Genomic DNA, 16705 nt, shown 5'->3' with positions numbered 1-16705 from the left:
CCAGCCATGTCCGATCGCAGCTTCACCTCCCGCGCCGCCGCCCGCCGTGCGACGGCGGTTGCCGGCGGACTCACCTGCGCCGCAGTCGTTCTCGCCGGGTGCTCCGGCACGTCATCGAGCAACGGCAGCGGCGGACCCTCCGGGCAGGCGGTCTCCACCGTGACCGCCACCAAGTACACGACGGGTACGGCGACGGCGTCGCTGGCTTCGGTCACCTGGTACGGCGGCTACCGGCCGGTGCTCTCGCTGGACCCGATCGTGCTGGCGGACTACCCGGAGGAGACCGCCATCCCGAACATGTGCGAGCCGCTGGTGCGAGTCGAACCCGACTATCAGCTCAAGCCGGGCCTGGCGACCAGCTTCGGTTTCAAGGACGACACCCATTACGTCATCACGATCCGCAAGGACGTGAAGTTCTGGGACGGCACGACGATGACCGCGCAAGACGTCGCCTACAGCCTGGGCCGCAACCTGGATCCGGCCATTGCGTCCAACTACTCCGGTGCCTTCGCGGCGGTCAGCAAGATCGAGGTGACCGGCCCCGACCAGATCACCATCACCACCAAGCATCGTGCCAACACCCTCAGCAACGCGCTGGCCACCCTCGGGGGAGCAGTCGTCGAGAAGAGTTTCGCGCAGAAGGCGGGTCGCAACTTCGGTTCCCCGTCGACGGGTGTGATGTGCACCGGTCCTTACAAGTTCACCTCCTACGACGGCACCAGCACGTTGGTCATGACCAAGAACGCCAACTACTGGGATCCCTCGCGCGCGGCGCACGCGAACACCTTCACGTTCGCCTATCCGGCCGACCCCACCGCACTGGCCAACGGTCTCACCTCGGGCAAGATCGACGGCGCGCTGACCCTGCCGAGCAACCTGGTGGCCAAGCTGCAGAACGCATCGGACGGGAAGCTGTTCGTGGGCGGTGAGGGGTCGACGCCGATCAACGTCGACTTGCTCTTCACCAAGTCGACCGGTGCGTCGACGAATCCGCAGGTGCGGCAGGCGTTGTCGAAGATGCTCGACCGGGCAGGGATCGCGAAGGCGGTCTTCGCCAGCACTGCCGACCCGCTCTACAAGGTCTCCGGCCCCGGGGTGTGGGGTTATGCGAAGGACACCTTCAAGGCGGCCTACGAGAAGTACGTCGCGCCAGCCGATCCGGCGGGGGCCAAGAAGCTGGTCGAGCAGTCCGGGGTGGGCTCCACGCCACTGGTCTTCGCCTACGCGGCCGGCGACAGTGAGAGCACCCAACTGGCGACGATCGTGCAGCAGGAGGCGCAGCAGATCGGGCTGACCATCACCTTGAAGGGGTTGCCGAACCAGCAGTACGGATCGCTCTTCTCCGATCCGAAGGCGCGTGAGCCCTACGACTTCATCCTCACCAAGAACTACGTCGAGCTGCCCGATCCGCAGCCGTTGGACCAGCTGATCGGCGGTCGCGAGGGCAACATGAACTTCAGTGGTTACAACGTGCCTGCCGTCGACGAAGCCCTCGACATGGCCGACCAGCAGACCGATCCGCAGGCGCGGGCGAAGTACGTGCTCGTGGCCGAGGAGCACCTGGCCGAGGGGCTGCCGGCGATTCCGATCGTCCAACCGCGCGCTCTGGTCTTCGAGAACAGCCGGCTGACCGGAACCACTCTCACCTTCTCGTACATGACCTCGCCGTGGGCGGCCGCGGTCGGCGGTAAGTGAGCCGCTGATGCGCCGGTTCCTGATCCAGCGACTCGTCGGCGTGGTGATCACGCTGTTCGTGGCGAGTCTGCTGATCTACCTGAGCGTCTACCTGTCGCCGGGTAGTCCCGAGCAGGTGCTCTTCGGCTCACGGCCGCCGTCGCCGCAGGTGCAAGCGCAGGTGCGCCACTACATGGGTCTGGATGAGAACGTCTTCCTGCGTTACTTCCACTGGCTCGGCAACGTCCTGCAGGGCAACCTCGGGACCTCGATCATCACCCAGCAACCGGTCGCCGATCGGATCTCCCACCCGGCCCAGATCACTTTGTCACTGGTCTCCTACGCCGCGTTTCTGATCGTGGTGTTGGGCATCGGCACCGGACTACTCGCCGCACTGCGACCGGGTTGGGTCGATTCGACCATCACCGCCGTGACCTCGGTGGCCACGGCGCTACCAGCCTTCGTGGCGTGCGGCGTGCTGACGTATGTGTTTGCGGTGCAATTGAATTGGTTCCCCAGCTACGGGCTGGGCGAGGGCGCGATCGGCTGGATCCATGGCCTGACGCTCCCGGCGGTGGCGCTGGCGATCATCGCCAGCGGGCTGGTCTCGCGGGTGTCGCGTGCCTCCGCGCGGCAGGAACTGCGCTCCGACCACGTGCAGAACGCGGTCATGCGGGGGATCAGCCGGCCGCGGTTGATCCGCAGTCACGTGCTGCGCAACGCGGCCGCGCCGATCGTGACGGTGACCGGTCTGCAGATCGCCGGCCTCGTCGCCGGAGCGGTGGTGGTGGAGCAGGCGTTCGGGCTCGGCGGCCTCGGTGAACTCTTGATCAGCTCCGTCCAGCAGAAGGATTTCCCTGTGGTGCAGGCGGTTTCGTTGATCATCGTGGCGGCCTTCATCGTGCTCAACCTGTTGGCGGACGTGCTCTCGGCGATGCTCGACCCACGGACGCGGAAGGTGGCCACCACGTGAGTGCAATTCCAGTGGCAGTCGGCACTCGGCGTACCTTCCTGACCGTCGGCCGCCCCGGCTGGGGCTGGCCGGGTGGTGCGCGGCCGGTTTCCTGCTCCTCGTGACGACCATGGCGATCTTCGCGCAGCTGTTGGCTCCGCACGACCCGGAGGCCACGGACCTGATGTCGATCTATCAGGGACCCAGTGCCCAGCACTGGCTGGGGACCGACGGCACCGGGCGGGACATCGCCTCGCGGTTGATGTTCGGTGCCCGTACGGCGCTCGCCGGCCCTGCGCTGATCATCGCCTTGTCGCTGGTCGCCAGCGTTCCCTTGGCCCTGGTGGCCGCATGGCGCGGCGGGAAGACCTCGTTCCTGATCAGTCGGCTGTTCGACATTCTCTTCGCCATCCCCGGGATCCTGTTGGCGATTCTGGCCGTCGCGATGTTCGGCACCGGCCTCACGGCGGCGGTCTGTGCCCTGGCCATCGCCTACCTGCCTTACACCGGCCGGGTGGTGCTGGCTGCCGCGCACCGGGAGCGATTCCTGCCCTACGTGCGGGCCCTGGAGGTGCAGGGCCATCCGGCGTCCCGGATCACGATCCGGCACATCCTGCGCAACCTCAGCCCGCTGATCGCCGGTCAGGCGACCGTGGCCTTCGCCTACGCGCTGATCGACCTCGCGTCGCTGTCCTTCCTCGGTCTGGCCGTGCAACCGCCAACGCCCGACTGGGGCGTGATGGTCAGCGATCGCGACGCTCTCCTGCAGGGGCATCCCATGGGCGTCATCTCCGCGGCGGTGATGATCGTCCTCACCGTCCTCTCGCTGTTCACCCTCAACACCGCGACGTCCGGGGAGGACCTGTGACCGACCCGCTCGTCGAGATCGACAATCTCGGGCTCACCATCGGTGGCCAGCCGGTGTTGCGTGGGGTCAGCCTGAGCGTCGCCACCGGTGAATCTCTCGGCCTGGTAGGCGAATCCGGCTCCGGCAAGTCGATGACCCTGCGGTGTCTGACGCGGCTGCTGCCCCCGGGCGCGAGAGCGACCGGCGAGGTGCGGTTGGCTGGCACGGACGTGCTGGGACTGCGGGAGCGGCAGCTGCGCGCGCACCGCCAGTCGATCGGAATGGTGTTCCAGGATCCACGGACGGCCATCAATCCGCTGCACACCGTTGGTAGCTACATGGTGGAGCGCGCCAAGGACAGTGGTTCCGGACTGCGGGACGCCACCGACCGGGCGCTCGATGTGTTGCAGGCGATGGGGATCTCCGATCCGCAGCGACGAATGGATCAGTACCCCTTCGAGTTGTCCGGTGGCCTGCTCCAGCGGGTGATGATCGCCTCGGTCGTGATGGAGCAGCCGCGGCTCATCCTGGCCGACGAGCCGACCACCGCACTGGACGTGACGACGCAGGCGGAGGTGCTGAGGCTGCTGGACGGCCTGCGGGAGAAGAACTCTGCCGCAATGATTTTCGTCACCCACGACCTCGATCTGGCGGCAGCGGTGTGCGATCGGATCGCCGTGATGTACGGCGGTCGGATCCTCGAGGTCGGCCCGGCAACGACCCTTCCCGACGCGGCCGTCCATCCCTACACGCGCGCGCTACTAGCTGCGCGTCCACCGTTGACCCACCGGCTCGAGACGATCCCTACCGTCCCTGGCGTTCCGGCCCCGGCCGCCCGCACTGGCGACGGCTGCCCGTTCGCGGCGCGCTGTCCGGTGGCGTTGCCGGTGTGTTCCGAAACGCTGCCCGGGATGGAGACGGTTGGCTCGTCACAGGTCCGCTGCCACCGGGCGTCCGAGGTGCAGTCCGGTGCCCTCGATGCCGAACTGCCGCTACGACTGGAGTTGCAATGACCCGTGATTCGGTCCTGATCGTCGAGCAGCTGACCAAGCGGTACGCCGACTTCACCGCAGTGGCGGACGTGTCGTTCACCCTCGGACGGGGTCGGACCCTCGCCCTGGTCGGCGAGTCGGGTGCCGGCAAGTCGACTATCGGGGCCGTCGTGACGGGGCTGACGAGCGCCACCTCGGGCCGCGTGGAACTGGTGGCGGAAGCGGGAGCTGCCGATCGGCGTACTCGACGGGGCTCGCGACTGCAGTTGGTCCCGCAGGATCCCTACTCGACCCTCGATCCCCGGCAGAGCATCGGCAGCGCCCTCGATGAGGCGGTCACGTTGGCGGGACGCATGAGCCGGGCCGACCGGTCTGCCCGCACCACGCAACTGCTCGACCTGGTGGGATTGAGCAGCGAGCACGCGCGTTTGCTGCCCCGGTCGCTGTCCGGGGGACAGCGGCAACGGGTGGCCATCGCTCGCGCACTGGCGGCTGACCCGGACGTCCTGGTGCTGGACGAGGCGGTTTCGGCCCTGGACGTCTCGGTGCAAGCGCAGGTGCTCAACGTGTTGAACCGGGTCCAGCGGGAATCGGGCACCGCCTACCTGTTCATCACGCACGACTTCGCCGTGGTGCGGCAGATTGCCGATGAGGTGCTCGTGCTCAGGGGTGGGCGAGCCGTCGAGTACGGCAGTGCCGACCAGGTGCTGGGTGCTCCCGAAGCGGCGTACACCCGGTCCCTGCTGGACGCCACGCCGCGCCCCGGCTGGCGACTGCCCAGTGCGGGGTGAACCGCGCAGCGCCTGTGGGTGATCTGCCCGTGGCAGGATCGGGGGTATGAATCAGCGGCCCCGTCGGGCGTCGGACGATGTGTCCTTCGGAATCAAGGTTGCGGCGCTGTGGTCGGTGTGCCTGCTGACGATCATCGCCTTCCTGATCGCGTTGGTGTGGCTGCTCAACTCCATCTCCCTGGTCACCATCACGGTGACCATCGCGATCATGATCACCGCGCTGCTCCAGCCTGCGGTCGCCTGGTTGGATCGGCGCGGCCTGCCGCACGCGGTGGCCGCGATCGTGGTCTACATCGTCGGCATCGCGTTGCTGGGTTTGGCGTTGTGGTTCGTGATCTCACAGATCGCGCAGTCGCAGACGAATATCGGCCAGCAACTGACCGCGTCCATGACCACCATCCGTGACTGGCTGGTCAACGGTCCGGTCCACATGTCGTCCAGCGAAGCCGACAAGTACACGATCCATCTGGGTCAGACGATCGGGCAGTACAAGAACCAGATCGCCTCCGGAGCCTGGGAGAGCGCCAACACCGCCATCGGCATCGTCTCCGGAGCGGTCTTCACCCTCTTCGCCGTGCTGTTCGTCCTGCTGGACAACGGCAAGATGTTCGGCTGGTTCGTGAAGTTCTTCCCCGACGACACCGAGGGGTATGTGTGGGCCGGCGGTGCCGCCGCCTGGCGCACCCTGACCGCCTACATGCGCAGCCTGGTGCTGCTGGCCGCCGTCAACGCCGTCGCGATGGTGCCGGTGATGATGATCGCCGGACTTCCGCTGGTGGTGCCGCTGGCCGTGCTGCTCTTCATCGGTTCGTTGGTGCCGATGGTCGGTGTCCTCGTCGCCGGAGCCGTGGTCGTCCTGATCGCTCTGGTCACCAAGGGCATCACCACGGCCATCGTGGTGGCCATCATGCTGGTGCTGATTGTGCAGCTGTTCGGCAACCTGCTCAACCCGGTGATCCTGGGCAAGGCCGTGGACATCCACCCGTTCGCGATCCTGGTCGGAGTCACCGGGGGCACGTTGCTCGCGGGGGTCTTCGGGGCCTTCGTCGCGGTGCCGTTCATCGCCGTGGTCAACAACGCCATGCGAGCGATGCGTGAGTTCAACCAGGGCAAGATCGATCCGTTGATCGAGGGCCACGTGCCCGAGGAAATCGCCGAGCACCCGCCGGTCGTGCCACACGGGCAGGAGCATCGCCTGCCCGGGCCGGACCCCGCGTGACCCAGCCGTCGCGCACCCGGGCGGCGGGCCTGCGGCTCTACCGCTGGCTGCCGTCAGTGGTCACGGCACCGATGGTGCACCTGGTGACGCCGTCCTTCACGATGGGGGCGATCGCGGTCATCGAACACGGCGACCGGATCCTTGCACTGCGCCAACTGCACCGCCGGGGTCTGTCCCTGCCGGGCGGATTAGTCGACCGGGGCGAAACGCCGCAGCAGGCCGTGGTGCGGGAAGTGCTCGAAGAGACCGGTCTGCGGGTCACCAGCGGCGCGGTGTACGCCGTGTCCGTGGCCACCCGCCGCCGCCAGGTCGACGTGATCTTCCGGATCGTCTGCGACACCGAGCCCACGATTCGCCCGGCCAGCGAGGCCGTGTCCTACGAGTGGGTCGACCCGTCGACGTGGGACCCCCAACTGGCCGACAAATCAACGCGACGGATCCTCAAAGCGCTACACGCGGCGTACGGCGATCCAGGCCCGGGCAGGGTGCTGACCGACTGATCCGGCGCTATAGATACTGGCCGGTGGAGTGACCCGGCTCGGCGGCCGGGGGTGGGGTCGAGCCCGGCGGCAGACCGCGGCGCATGGCCTGCAACTGCGCCTGCGCGGCCATCTGCTGGGCCACGATCGCGGTCTGGATGCCGTGGAAGAGGCCCTCGAGCCACCCGACCAACTGGGCTTGCGCGATCCGCAACTCCGCGTCGCTGGGTGACTCTTCGTTGAACGGCTGGGCGATCCGGTCCAACTCCTCGACGAGCTCGGGGGCCAGACCGTCCTTGAGTTCGTTGATCGACTGCTCGTGGATCTGGGCCAGGCGCTTGCGGCCGGCTTCGTCCAGCGGCGCGCTGCGCACCTCCTCCAACAACTGCTTGATCATCGAGCCGATCCGCATCACCTTGGCCGGTTGCTCGACCAGGTCCGCGGGGCTGGTGGGTTCATCAGTTCCGGTCGGCTCCTCGTTGGGGGCGACACCCATGCCGTTCTCGGTGACCACGACCACCTTGTCGTCGTCCTGGTGCACGACGCCGGAAACGGCCTGCTGCTCGTTGTCGGTCATAAGAGCCATCTTGCCGTCTTGCTGGACCGCCCTGAGTGCGTGGGTAACGCGGACGTTGACAGAATGTTGACAATATTGTTCAGATTACCGGACAACCGCGCGACGAGGAGATCCAGATGGCTGGCGATACCAGAGTGCAGGACGAGATGCGCCAGGCGATCCTGCGAGGGGACTTCGCGCCCCGGCAGCGGCTCGTCGAGGCGGAACTGTGCGACCAGTTCAACGGTGGGCGATTCGCGATCCGGTCCGCGCTGCAGGCTCTGGAGGCCGAGGGTCTCATCGAACGGCAACCAAACGTAGGCGCCCGGATCCGCGAGGTGCGCCTCGAAGAGGCGGTGGAGATCAGTCAGATCAGGATGGTGGTGGAGGGTCTGGTCGCCCGCCTAGCCGCGTCACAGGTAGACGCAACGCAGATCCGGCACCTGAAGGACATCGGAAAGCGGATGCGGTCCGCAGTGCAAGCGGGGGAGCCGACGATCTACAGCAACCTCAATGCCGAATTGCACCAGTCGCTCCGCGACATCGCCCACCACGAGACGGCGAATCGAATCATCGCCCAACTGCATGCCCAACTGGTGCGCCACCAGTTTGCACTCTCGCGGGTGCCCGGGCGTTCTTCTGTGTCGCTCGTCCAGCATTTGGACATCATTAAGGCGGTCACCGCCCGCGACCCCGACGGTGCAGAGGCGGCGATGAGGGCCCACATCGAGTCCGTGATCGAGGCGTTGCAGGGCATGGCGGGTGCCGGTTAGAGATAGCGACCCTCAGCGTGCCGAGCGCGAGTAGACGAAATTAATCTGCATTTCGTCTACAACATTGTCACCAATCCTGTTACGGTGTGAGCCACGTCTCCCAACGTGGGCAGGCGCCGGTATCGAGGAGGAACCCAATGGATGGGTTGTCAGGTGTGCAGGTGACGCGTCGAGGTGTGCTGGGCGCAGTTGCGGCTGTCACTGGCGCTGGGGCGCTCGCGGCGTGTGGTTCGAGCAGTGATTCGTCCGGGGCGTCCGGTTCCGGATCCGCTGGGACCACCGCTATCACGGTCGGGGTCATCCCCATCGTCGACGTTGCCCCGATCTATCTCGGAGTCAAGCAGGGATACTTCAAGGCCGAGGGCCTGGAGGTGAAGCTGCAGACCGCCCAGGGTGGTGCGGCCATCGTCCCCGCGGTGGTCAGTGGCCAGTACCAGTTCGGTTTCAGCAACTCGGTCTCACTAATTCTCGCCAGTTCGAAAGGCCTGAAGCTCAAGGCAGTAGCCGAAGGCGTATCCACTACGGGCGTCAGCGGCAAGGACTTCGGTGCGGTGGTTGTGAAGTCTGGCAGCTCGATTACGAACGCCAAGGATCTCGAGGGCAAGAAGATCGGTGTCAACACGCTCAACAACATCAACACCACGACGATCAACAAGGCGGTCCGCGATGCTGGTGGCGACCCCAGCACCATCAAGTACACCGAGCTCGGCTTTCCCGACATCGTGTCGGCCGTCAAGAAGGGTGACATCGATGCCGGGCAGGTGGTCGAACCCTTCCTGACCACGGCTGAGTCGCAGGGTATGACTCAGGTCGTCTCGAATTACGTGGCCACCGACCCGAACCTGACCGTGGCCATGTACTTCACGTCCCAGCAGTACGCGCAGCAGCACGCCGATATCGTCGCCAAGTTCACGACCGCGATGAACAAGTCGCTGGAGTATGCCAACAGCAACGGCGACGCGGTGCGGGACATCCTGTCGACCTACACCGACATCGACAAAGCCGTGCTTGCCAAGATCACCCTGCCCAAGTGGCCCACCGAGATCAACGACGACTCGATCTCGTTGCTGGCCGACCTGGCGGTCACCGACAAGTTGATCACGTCTAAACCCGACTTGAGCACTTTGCTCCCGTCGTGACCGGCTTAAGCGTAGGAGCGATCCCCTGCGCGGTAGGCACATTCGACTCCCTGAGGAGTAATGGGTGAGTACTCTGCAATCCCCACCGGCGTCATCGACGACGAAGGCATCCGAACCGGTCCGCCGACAGCGCGGTGGCGAGAACCGCTGGACGAACGCGAGCCTTGGCTTGGCCGGTGTGCTGGTCGTCATCGCGCTGGAAGAACTGCTGACCCGTACCGGCGTCATCGACCCCGACTACCTGCCGCCGTTCACGACGATTCTGCAGAGCCTCGGCGAACTGCTGAAGGACCCCGACTTCTGGCAGTCGTTCGCCCAGACCCTGCGCGGCTGGGCAATCGGGCTGGCGCTCGCGATGATCATCGGCGTGGCCGCCGGCCTAGTCATCGGCAGTGTCCCGGTGCTGAAGGAGTTCACCGCCTCCACCATCGAGTTTCTGCGACCCATTCCGTCGGTCGCCCTCATCCCGCTGGTTGTCCTGATGTTCGGAACGAGCCCGCAATCGTCGATCGTCCTGGTCGTCTACGCCGCTGTATGGCAGGTGCTGGTGCAGGTGTTGTACGGCGTGGCCGACGTCGATCCGGTCGCCAGGGACACCGCCCGTTCCTACCGGTTCTCACGGCTGACCACCGCGCGGACGGTGGTGTGGCCGACCGCACTGCCCTACGTCGTCACCGGGTTCCGACTGGCCGCCGCGGTGGCACTAGTGCTGGAGGTCACCGCCGAACTGGTCATCGGGGTGCCGGGTCTCGGCCGGGACATCGGGGTGGCCCAGTCGTCGAACGCCGTCGCGAAGACCTACGCGCTCGTGATCGTCGTCGGACTGATCGGGCTGGCGATCAACCTGGCCGCCCGGCTGGTCGAGCGGCGCGTGCTGTCGTGGCACCCGTCGGTGCGCAGGTTCGCGGCATGAAGCCGGGTAGCGTGAGCCGGCGCGTGCTGGCGGCCGTCGCACTGCCGATCGTCCTGATCGCGCTGTGGTGGGTGCTGACCGCCAACAGTACGAGCTTCTTCTGGCCGCCGCTGAAGGACATCCTGCAGGCGTTCCCCGACACCTGGAACGCCGACCGCTGGATCAACGACGTCGTGCCGAGCTTGACTCGGCTCGCGACCGGCTACGCCATCGCCGTTGTGGTGGGTATCGCTCTGGGAGCCGCCATCGGTCTGTCCCGGTTCGTCCGCGCCTTCACGGAACCGACCCTGGAGTTCTTTCGCGCGATTCCACCCCCGGTGCTGATCCCGGTGATCGCCCTGTTCACCGGCTACACCGGTTCCGTGTCCAAGATCGTGACCATTGCTCTGGGGTCGTTGTGGCCGATCCTGCTGAACACCGTTGAGGGAGTCCGCGGCCTGGACCCGGTGTTGATCGACACCGCGACCAGTTACCGCCTGGGCTTCTGGCGACGTATGACGTACGTCGTGCTGCCCGGAGCCAGTCCGCGCATCTTGGCTGGGGCGCGGCAGGCGCTGTCCATCGGGGTGATCCTCATGGTCATCAGCGAACTGTTCGGTGCCACAAGGGGACTGGGCGCAGCGATCGTGCAGTTCCAGCGCAGCTTCGCCGTCCCTCAGATGTGGACCGGGATCATCCTGCTCGGCGTGATCGGCTTCGTGCTGTCGCTTGTCTTCCGGGTAGTCGAAAACCGTTTGCTGGCCTGGTACTTCGGCCAGCGGAATCTCGAACGAGGAGCTTGATGTGACCAAGGAAACTCCGGCCCTGCGATTGGACCGGGTTGCGAAGACGTACCAGAGCCGCACGCGAACCGTCGAAGCGATCCGCGAGCTGACACTGTCCGTTGGCAAGGGAGAACTGGTCTGTGTCGTGGGGCCCTCCGGGGCTGGCAAGACGACGCTGTTGCGGTGTATTGCGGGTCTTCTCGAGGTCAGCTCCGGAGTCATAGAACTGGACGGGCAACCCGTTACCGGGCCTCCCGCCGGGATGGCTGTGGTCTTCCAGGAGTACGGCCGCAGTCTGTTTCCGTGGATGACCGTGCGCCAGAACGTCGAATTGCCGCTTAAGGAGAAGGGGCTCGGCAAGAGCGAGCGCAAGGCGGCCGTGGATTCGGCACTGGACGCAGTGGGGTTGGCCGATAGCGGAGATGCCCACCCTTGGCAGCTGTCCGGCGGCATGCAGCAGCGGGTGGCGATCGCCCGGGCGGTTGCTTATGAACCGAGCGTGTTGATCATGGACGAGCCGTTCGCGGCGGTGGACGCCCAGACGCGGGCCGATCTGGAGGATTTGGTGCGGTCCTTGTGGCGGCGGCTCGGGGTGACGGTCCTCTTCGTGACCCACGACATCGACGAGTCGGTCTACCTGGGGGAGCGGGTGTTGGTGCTGTCGAACCGGCCGACCGTTCTGATGGAAGACGTGCTGATCGATCTTCCGGAGGAGCGCAACCAGCTCACCACCCGATCCGACCCGAGATTCGGTGAGTTGCGTGGCCGGATCTGGGATCTGGTGCAGCGGGCCAAGAAGGGACAACGACCCGACTCCGAGGCCGATCGAGTGGTTCACGAAGCCGGCCGGGCGGAGGCGGTGTGACTGCCGACCAGCCGGTGATCCTCACCGATCCGCCGCGGGCGCAGCAACTCGTCGTCAACCAGCTCGCGACCATGGGAGCCGCCACCGTTCACGAGGCGATGGGCAGGATCGGTGCGCTCGGGCCGGACCTTCGGCCGATCCAGACCGGTGCCCGGATAGCCGGAAGTGCGGTGACGGTCCGGTGCTGGCCGGGCGACAACCTGATGATCCACGCGGCCGTGGAGCAGTGCGGACCCGGTGACGTGCTCGTAGTGGCAACGGCCGCCCCGTCGACTCACGGGATGTTCGGCGATCTGTTTGCCACGGCGCTGCGCTACCGCGGGGTGATCGGCCTGGTCATCGACGCCGGTGTGCGCGACACCGCCGATCTGCGGGAGATGGGGTTCCCGGTCTGGAGCCGCCACGTGAGCACGGAGGGGTCGGTGAAGGCGACGCCGGGCTCGGTCAACGTCCCTGTGGTGGTGTCCGGTCAGTCGATCGACGCCGGCGACATCATCGTGGCCGATGACGACGGTGTGGTCGTGGTCCGACGTGAAGCAGCCTCCGCGACCCTCGAGGCAGCCAAAGCCCGGGTCGAAAAGGAAGCCTTGACGCGCGCCGCGTTCCTACAGGGTGAGCTGGGCCTGGACCGGTATGGCCTGCGACAGACCCTGGCCGACCTTGGTGTGACGTACCGCAGCTACGGCGACCACCACGCGACGGAGCAGAGGTGACTGGCGTCCCGTGCGCCCTCATGCGGGGCGGAACCTCCAAGGGCGCGGTGTTCCTCGCCGATGATCTGCCCTCGGATCCCGTCGCGCGCGACGCACTGCTGCTGCGCATCATGGGCAGCCCCGATGTGCGCCAGATCGACGGACTTGGTGGCGCGCATCCGCTGACCAGCAAAGTGGCGGTGGTCAGTGCGGCAACCGACGACGATGCGGACCTGGACTATCTGTTCCTGCAAGTGGCGGTCGACGAGGCGGTGGTGTCGGCGTCACAGACCTGCGGGAACATGCTGGCAACGGTGCTGCCGTTCGCGGTGACCAGGCAGCTGTTCCCTGCCGGCGACCCGCATACAGTCGCGCGGGTCCGCTTCGTCAACACCGGGGACATCGCCCGGATCCGCGTCGACACCCCGGGCGGCGAGGTGACCTACGACGGGTCCACGCGGATTTCCGGCGTGCCAGGGTCGGCAGCGCCGGTGGTCGTTTCACTGGCGAGGGCCGGCCGTCCGTTGTTGCCTACCGGTCGGCCGATCGACGTTGTCGATGGTCTGCAGGCCACCCTCGTCGACGCCGGAATGCCGTCGGTCCTGGTGCGGGCCGACGATCTGGGAGTCAGCGGCGACGAACGTCCGGCAGACCTCGAAACAGCCGCGCGGCTGACCGACAGGGTAGCTCGGATCCGCGCCGAAGCGTTTGCTCTCATGGGCCTGACGGGCAGGCCGGAGACCACGACCACGCCGAAGATCGTGCTGCTGTCGGCACCGAAGGAGGGTGGCGTGATCAGCACCCGCAGCTTCATTCCCCACCGGGTGCACCAAGCCATCGGGGTGCTCGGGGCTGCCAGCGTGGCGGCGGCCGTCCGCACACCGGGAACCGTCGCAGCGCAGCTGGCGCGCTCACCGGATCGGGGTGAGGAGTTACGGATTGAGCATCCGACGGGATTCCTTGGCCTGTACGTGGAATCGGTGCCGGAGGAAGCCGGTGTAGTCAGATCCATCGAGGTGGTGCGCACCGCACGGCTCATCATGTCGGGCACGGTCTACCCCGCGCCGCTCAGAACCACTGATACGAAAGGACATTCATCATGAGCTCACCCCGGGGCCAGATCGCCCATCTCGGGTACGCCGAGCTTCGGACTCCGGACCTTGACGGCACCGTGTGGTTCTTCGAGAACATCCTGGGAATGACGACCACCTACCGCGACGACTTGACGGCGCACGTGCGCACGTTCGACGACTACGAGCAGACCAGCATCGTCATCCGGAACGCAACCACTTCAGGCATCGGCCGGCTCGGGTTGCGGTGCACCAGCGACGAAGCACTCGACGCACGGGTGGCCGACCTGGTGGCGGCTGGACGGGAGGGTCGCTGGGAGGACGGATTGGCCGGCACCGGTCGGACCTTTGTGACCAGCGATCCAGACGGTCACGAGATCGCGCTGTACTTCGACACCACCTGGTACCAAGCGCCGGAGGAACTGCGGCCGGGTCTGAAGAATCAACCGCAGGCCAAACCCAATCGCGGGGTCGGCGTACGGCGCTTCGACCACATCAACTTTCTGGCCTCCGACGTCGAGGCAGCCGCCAACTTCCATACCGAGCTACTCGGCGCCAGGGTAACCGAGCAGATCCAGATGGACGACGGCCGGATCGCCGCCCGGTGGATGACCTATACCAACAAGTCCTACGACGTCGTCTACACGGAAGACTGGACCGGCAGCAACGGGCGCCTGCACCACCTTGCGTTCGCCACCGAGAACCGCGAGGACATCCTGCGGGCGGCCGACCTGTGTCTGGACAACGGCGTGCCGATCGAGACCGGACCGCACAAACACGCGATCCAGCAGACGTTCTTCCTCTACGTTTTCGAACCGGGTGGCAACCGGATCGAATTGTGCAATCCGCTGACCCGGTTGGTGCTAGCCCCCGACTGGAAGGTCGTCACCTGGACGGAGGCTGAGCGGGCCAAGGGGCAGGCGTGGGGTCTGAAGACAATTGAGTCGTTCCACACCTACGGCACCCCACCGCTGGAAAGCGCCAAGGATTTCACGTACACCCCGGGCATCTTGTTGTGAGGGCAGTCGCGCTGATCGGTCTCGGCGAGGTCGGCCGGGTGTTCGCCGAAGAATTGCGAAATGAAGGTGTTGGCGAGCTGCAGGTGTGGGACACCGCCTTCGTCGATCCAGCCTCCCGTGCGAGTCGCAACGCGGCCGATCTCGGTCTGGCGCCCGCACCCTCTGCTGCGGCTGCCGTGACCGGGGCCGAGCTGGTCATCTGCGCAGTCACCGCCGCCAACAGCGTTCCGGCCACCGAGGCCGCTGCACCCGGCCTGGCGCCCGGGAGCTTCTTTGTCGACGTTAACTCCAGTTCCCCGGCGCACAAGCAAGAGTCCTTCGCGGCTGTCGAAGCAGTCGGCGGGCGGTACGTCGAGGTGGCGCTCATGTCGCCCATTCAGCCCCGTCGGCTCCGGTCACCGTTTCTCCCTGGCGGCCCCTACGCGAACGAATTCCTTGAAGCGGCGGCCCAACTCGGAATCGATCACGCCTCGGTCGCGTCGCAGGTGGTGGGGCGGGCGGCCGCTACGAAACTGTGTCGTTCGGTCGTGATCAAGGGGATGGAGGCGCTGGTGACCGAGTCCCTTCTGGCCGCTCGCCGATACGGCGTCGAGCGCGACGTGTTGGACTCATTCTCCAATCTGTTCCCCAAACCGGACTGGGACGAGTTTGCCGGGTACCTCATCTCCCGCACGATCGAACACGGCCAGCGGCGCAGCGAAGAGATGGCGGAGGCGGCGCAAACCGTCGCCGACGCCGGTGTCGCGCCGACGATGACGACGTCGACGGTGATGCGCCAGGCGTGGGCAGCAGACCGCGTCGACCTCGACGACCCGACCGATGTGATCCGGCTGCTGGACGCGATCCTGACCACGCTCGGGCTGAACGACGAAACACTGAGATTCCCGGAACCAGAGCACGGGCGGCCGACATGATCATCGATTGTCACGGCCATTACACGACGGTGCCTGATGCACACACGACGTGGCGGGCCGAACAGCTCGCGGCGCTGGCGAGCGGGACACCTCCACCGCCGTACCCAGGCATCACCGACGACGAGATCCGGCACTCGATCGAGGCCAACCAGTTGCGATTGATCGCCGAGCGCGGATCCGACCTGACGATCTTCTCCCCGCGAGCCTCCGCAATGGGCCATCATCAGGGTGATCTGGACAGCAACGATCAATGGGCGCAGGCGTGCAACGACCTCATCGCCCGGGTCGTCGACCTGTTCCCGGGCAGGTTCGCGGGGGTCTGTCAGCTGCCGCAGTACCCCGGCGCCGGGTTGCACCGTGCGGTCGCGGAGCTCCAACGGTGCATCGACCTGGGCTTCGTGGGCTGCAATCTCAACCCGGATCCCAGTGGCGGCCACTGGACGTCACCGCCGCTGACCGATCGGTACTGGTACCCGGTCTACGAGCGGATGTGCGAGCTCGACGTACCCGCGATGATCCATGTGTCGGCCAGTGACAACCCGGCCTTTCACGCCACCGGGGCGCACTATCTGGCGGCGGATACCACGGCGTTCATGCAGTTGCTCGAAGGGGACCTATTCACCGACTTCCCGGATCTGCGACTGATCATCCCGCACGGCGGTGGCGCAGTCCCCTACCACTGGGGCCGCTATCGCGGCCTCGCGGACATGCTGGGTAAGCCGCCGTTGACCGAGCATCTGATGGGTAACGTGTACTTCGACACGTGCGTCTACCACCAGCCGGGCATCGACCTGCTCACCGAAGTCATCGACACCGGCAACATCCTCTTCGGGTCGGAGATGGTGGGAGCGGTGCGTGGGATCGACCCGATGACTGGGCACTACTTCGACGACACGCGCCGCTACATCGAATCCGCCGCTCTCACCGACCGGCAACGAGCGGAGATCTTCAGCGGCAATGCGTTGCGCGTGTATCCGCGACTGCCCACGACAATCCGCTGACGACATTGGCCGCGCTTGGTGCGTGAACAGCGGCCCCACCGGCCT

The 16705-nt window shown here is 66.2% G+C and carries 18 protein-coding genes; 17 read left to right on the top strand and 1 reads right to left on the bottom strand.

Features of this window, described 5'->3' with window-relative positions; all coding sequences use genetic code 11:
* The first annotated feature begins 6 nt into the window (after nucleotides 1-6).
* From DR843_RS14990 to DR843_RS14960, 7 genes are read left to right on the top strand one after another with little or no spacing between them, the layout of a single operon-like run.
* Nucleotides 7-1695, top strand: coding sequence for an ABC transporter substrate-binding protein (locus tag DR843_RS14990; protein ID WP_170119884.1), 1689 nt, complete (start codon nucleotides 7-9; stop codon nucleotides 1693-1695).
* Between the two features lie 7 nt (nucleotides 1696-1702).
* Nucleotides 1703-2647: an ABC transporter permease gene (locus tag DR843_RS14985; protein WP_109687082.1), complete on the top strand. Its 945-nt coding sequence runs from the start codon at nucleotides 1703-1705 to the stop codon at nucleotides 2645-2647.
* Between the two features lie 58 nt (nucleotides 2648-2705).
* On the top strand, nucleotides 2706-3494 hold the full coding sequence (locus tag DR843_RS14980) for an ABC transporter permease (RefSeq protein WP_342767200.1): 789 nt from the start codon (nucleotides 2706-2708) through the stop codon (nucleotides 3492-3494).
* Complete coding sequence (locus DR843_RS14975; RefSeq protein WP_109687078.1) at nucleotides 3491-4486, top strand: ABC transporter ATP-binding protein; 996 nt, start codon at nucleotides 3491-3493, stop codon at nucleotides 4484-4486. The genes DR843_RS14980 and DR843_RS14975 overlap by 4 nt, the downstream gene beginning before the upstream one ends.
* On the top strand, nucleotides 4483-5256 hold the full coding sequence (locus DR843_RS14970) for an ABC transporter ATP-binding protein (RefSeq protein ID WP_109687077.1): 774 nt from the start codon (nucleotides 4483-4485) through the stop codon (nucleotides 5254-5256). Before DR843_RS14975 ends, DR843_RS14970 begins: the two co-directional genes overlap by 4 nt.
* A 46-nt stretch (nucleotides 5257-5302) precedes the next feature.
* Nucleotides 5303-6475: an AI-2E family transporter gene (locus DR843_RS14965; RefSeq protein ID WP_109687075.1), complete on the top strand. Its 1173-nt coding sequence runs from the start codon at nucleotides 5303-5305 to the stop codon at nucleotides 6473-6475.
* Complete coding sequence (locus DR843_RS14960; protein WP_281268874.1) at nucleotides 6472-6975, top strand: NUDIX hydrolase; 504 nt, start codon at nucleotides 6472-6474, stop codon at nucleotides 6973-6975. The genes DR843_RS14965 and DR843_RS14960 overlap by 4 nt, the downstream gene beginning before the upstream one ends.
* Before the next feature lie 7 nt (nucleotides 6976-6982).
* Here DR843_RS14960 and DR843_RS14955 read toward each other — a convergent pair whose 3' ends face one another.
* Nucleotides 6983-7531 carry a bacterial proteasome activator family protein gene (locus tag DR843_RS14955; protein ID WP_109687073.1) on the bottom strand — a complete coding sequence of 183 codons (549 nt, stop codon included), beginning with the start codon at nucleotides 7529-7531 and terminating at the stop codon, nucleotides 6983-6985.
* Nucleotides 7532-7647: 116 nt separating this feature from the next.
* Between DR843_RS14955 and DR843_RS14950 the strand changes: the two genes are divergently transcribed.
* The 10 genes from DR843_RS14950 (at nucleotide 7648) to DR843_RS14905 (ending at nucleotide 16660) form a co-directional block, all read left to right on the top strand.
* Nucleotides 7648-8283: a GntR family transcriptional regulator gene (locus DR843_RS14950; RefSeq protein WP_109687071.1), complete on the top strand. Its 636-nt coding sequence runs from the start codon at nucleotides 7648-7650 to the stop codon at nucleotides 8281-8283.
* 161 nt (nucleotides 8284-8444) lie between these two features.
* A complete protein-coding gene (locus DR843_RS14945; RefSeq protein ID WP_245934145.1) occupies nucleotides 8445-9422 on the top strand; it encodes an ABC transporter substrate-binding protein in 978 nt (325 codons plus the stop codon).
* A gap of 64 nt (nucleotides 9423-9486) precedes the next feature.
* The gene (locus tag DR843_RS14940; RefSeq protein ID WP_211310257.1) at nucleotides 9487-10335 is read left to right on the top strand and encodes an ABC transporter permease; all 849 of its coding nucleotides are present in this window, start codon (nucleotides 9487-9489) and stop codon (nucleotides 10333-10335) included.
* Nucleotides 10332-11117, top strand: a complete 786-nt coding sequence (locus DR843_RS14935) for an ABC transporter permease (protein ID WP_109687067.1) — start codon at nucleotides 10332-10334, stop codon at nucleotides 11115-11117. Before DR843_RS14940 ends, DR843_RS14935 begins: the two co-directional genes overlap by 4 nt.
* 1 nt (nucleotide 11118) lies before the next feature.
* A complete protein-coding gene (locus DR843_RS14930; RefSeq protein WP_425451566.1) occupies nucleotides 11119-11964 on the top strand; it encodes an ABC transporter ATP-binding protein in 846 nt (281 codons plus the stop codon).
* Nucleotides 11961-12677, top strand: a complete 717-nt coding sequence (locus DR843_RS14925; RefSeq protein ID WP_172461501.1) for a 4-carboxy-4-hydroxy-2-oxoadipate aldolase/oxaloacetate decarboxylase — start codon at nucleotides 11961-11963, stop codon at nucleotides 12675-12677. The genes DR843_RS14930 and DR843_RS14925 overlap by 4 nt, the downstream gene beginning before the upstream one ends.
* A complete protein-coding gene (locus tag DR843_RS14920) occupies nucleotides 12674-13759 on the top strand; it encodes a PrpF domain-containing protein (RefSeq protein WP_109687066.1) in 1086 nt (361 codons plus the stop codon). Before DR843_RS14925 ends, DR843_RS14920 begins: the two co-directional genes overlap by 4 nt.
* Nucleotides 13756-14745, top strand: coding sequence for a VOC family protein (locus tag DR843_RS14915; RefSeq protein ID WP_109687064.1), 990 nt, complete (start codon nucleotides 13756-13758; stop codon nucleotides 14743-14745). The genes DR843_RS14920 and DR843_RS14915 overlap by 4 nt, the downstream gene beginning before the upstream one ends.
* Nucleotides 14742-15659 carry an NAD(P)-dependent oxidoreductase gene (locus DR843_RS14910; RefSeq protein WP_109687062.1) on the top strand — a complete coding sequence of 306 codons (918 nt, stop codon included), beginning with the start codon at nucleotides 14742-14744 and terminating at the stop codon, nucleotides 15657-15659. Before DR843_RS14915 ends, DR843_RS14910 begins: the two co-directional genes overlap by 4 nt.
* Complete coding sequence (locus DR843_RS14905) at nucleotides 15656-16660, top strand: amidohydrolase family protein (RefSeq protein WP_109687060.1); 1005 nt, start codon at nucleotides 15656-15658, stop codon at nucleotides 16658-16660. Before DR843_RS14910 ends, DR843_RS14905 begins: the two co-directional genes overlap by 4 nt.
* Nucleotides 16661-16705 lie beyond the last annotated feature (45 nt).

Source organism: Branchiibius hedensis (assembly GCF_900108585.1).
Lineage (GTDB): Bacteria > Actinomycetota > Actinomycetes > Actinomycetales > Dermatophilaceae > Branchiibius > Branchiibius hedensis.
This window is presented reverse-complemented; position numbering and strand designations above follow the sequence as displayed.

Bases quoted from the DNA above. Each gene is read 5' to 3' on its own strand.
- DR843_RS14965 (WP_109687075.1), top strand. From the start codon at position 5,303: ATGAATCAGCGGCCCCGTCGGGCGTCGGACGATGTGTCCTTCGGAATC.
- DR843_RS14955 (WP_109687073.1), bottom strand. From the start codon at position 7,531: ATGACCGACAACGAGCAGCAGGCCGTTTCCGGCGTCGTGCACCAGGAC.
- DR843_RS14935 (WP_109687067.1), top strand. From the start codon at position 10,332: ATGAAGCCGGGTAGCGTGAGCCGGCGCGTGCTGGCGGCCGTCGCACTG.
- DR843_RS14985 (WP_109687082.1), top strand. From the start codon at position 1,703: ATGCGCCGGTTCCTGATCCAGCGACTCGTCGGCGTGGTGATCACGCTG.
- DR843_RS14950 (WP_109687071.1), top strand. From the start codon at position 7,648: ATGGCTGGCGATACCAGAGTGCAGGACGAGATGCGCCAGGCGATCCTG.
- DR843_RS14990 (WP_170119884.1), top strand. From the start codon at position 7: ATGTCCGATCGCAGCTTCACCTCCCGCGCCGCCGCCCGCCGTGCGACG.
- DR843_RS14905 (WP_109687060.1), top strand. From the start codon at position 15,656: ATGATCATCGATTGTCACGGCCATTACACGACGGTGCCTGATGCACAC.
- DR843_RS14970 (WP_109687077.1), top strand. From the start codon at position 4,483: ATGACCCGTGATTCGGTCCTGATCGTCGAGCAGCTGACCAAGCGGTAC.
- DR843_RS14915 (WP_109687064.1), top strand. From the start codon at position 13,756: ATGAGCTCACCCCGGGGCCAGATCGCCCATCTCGGGTACGCCGAGCTT.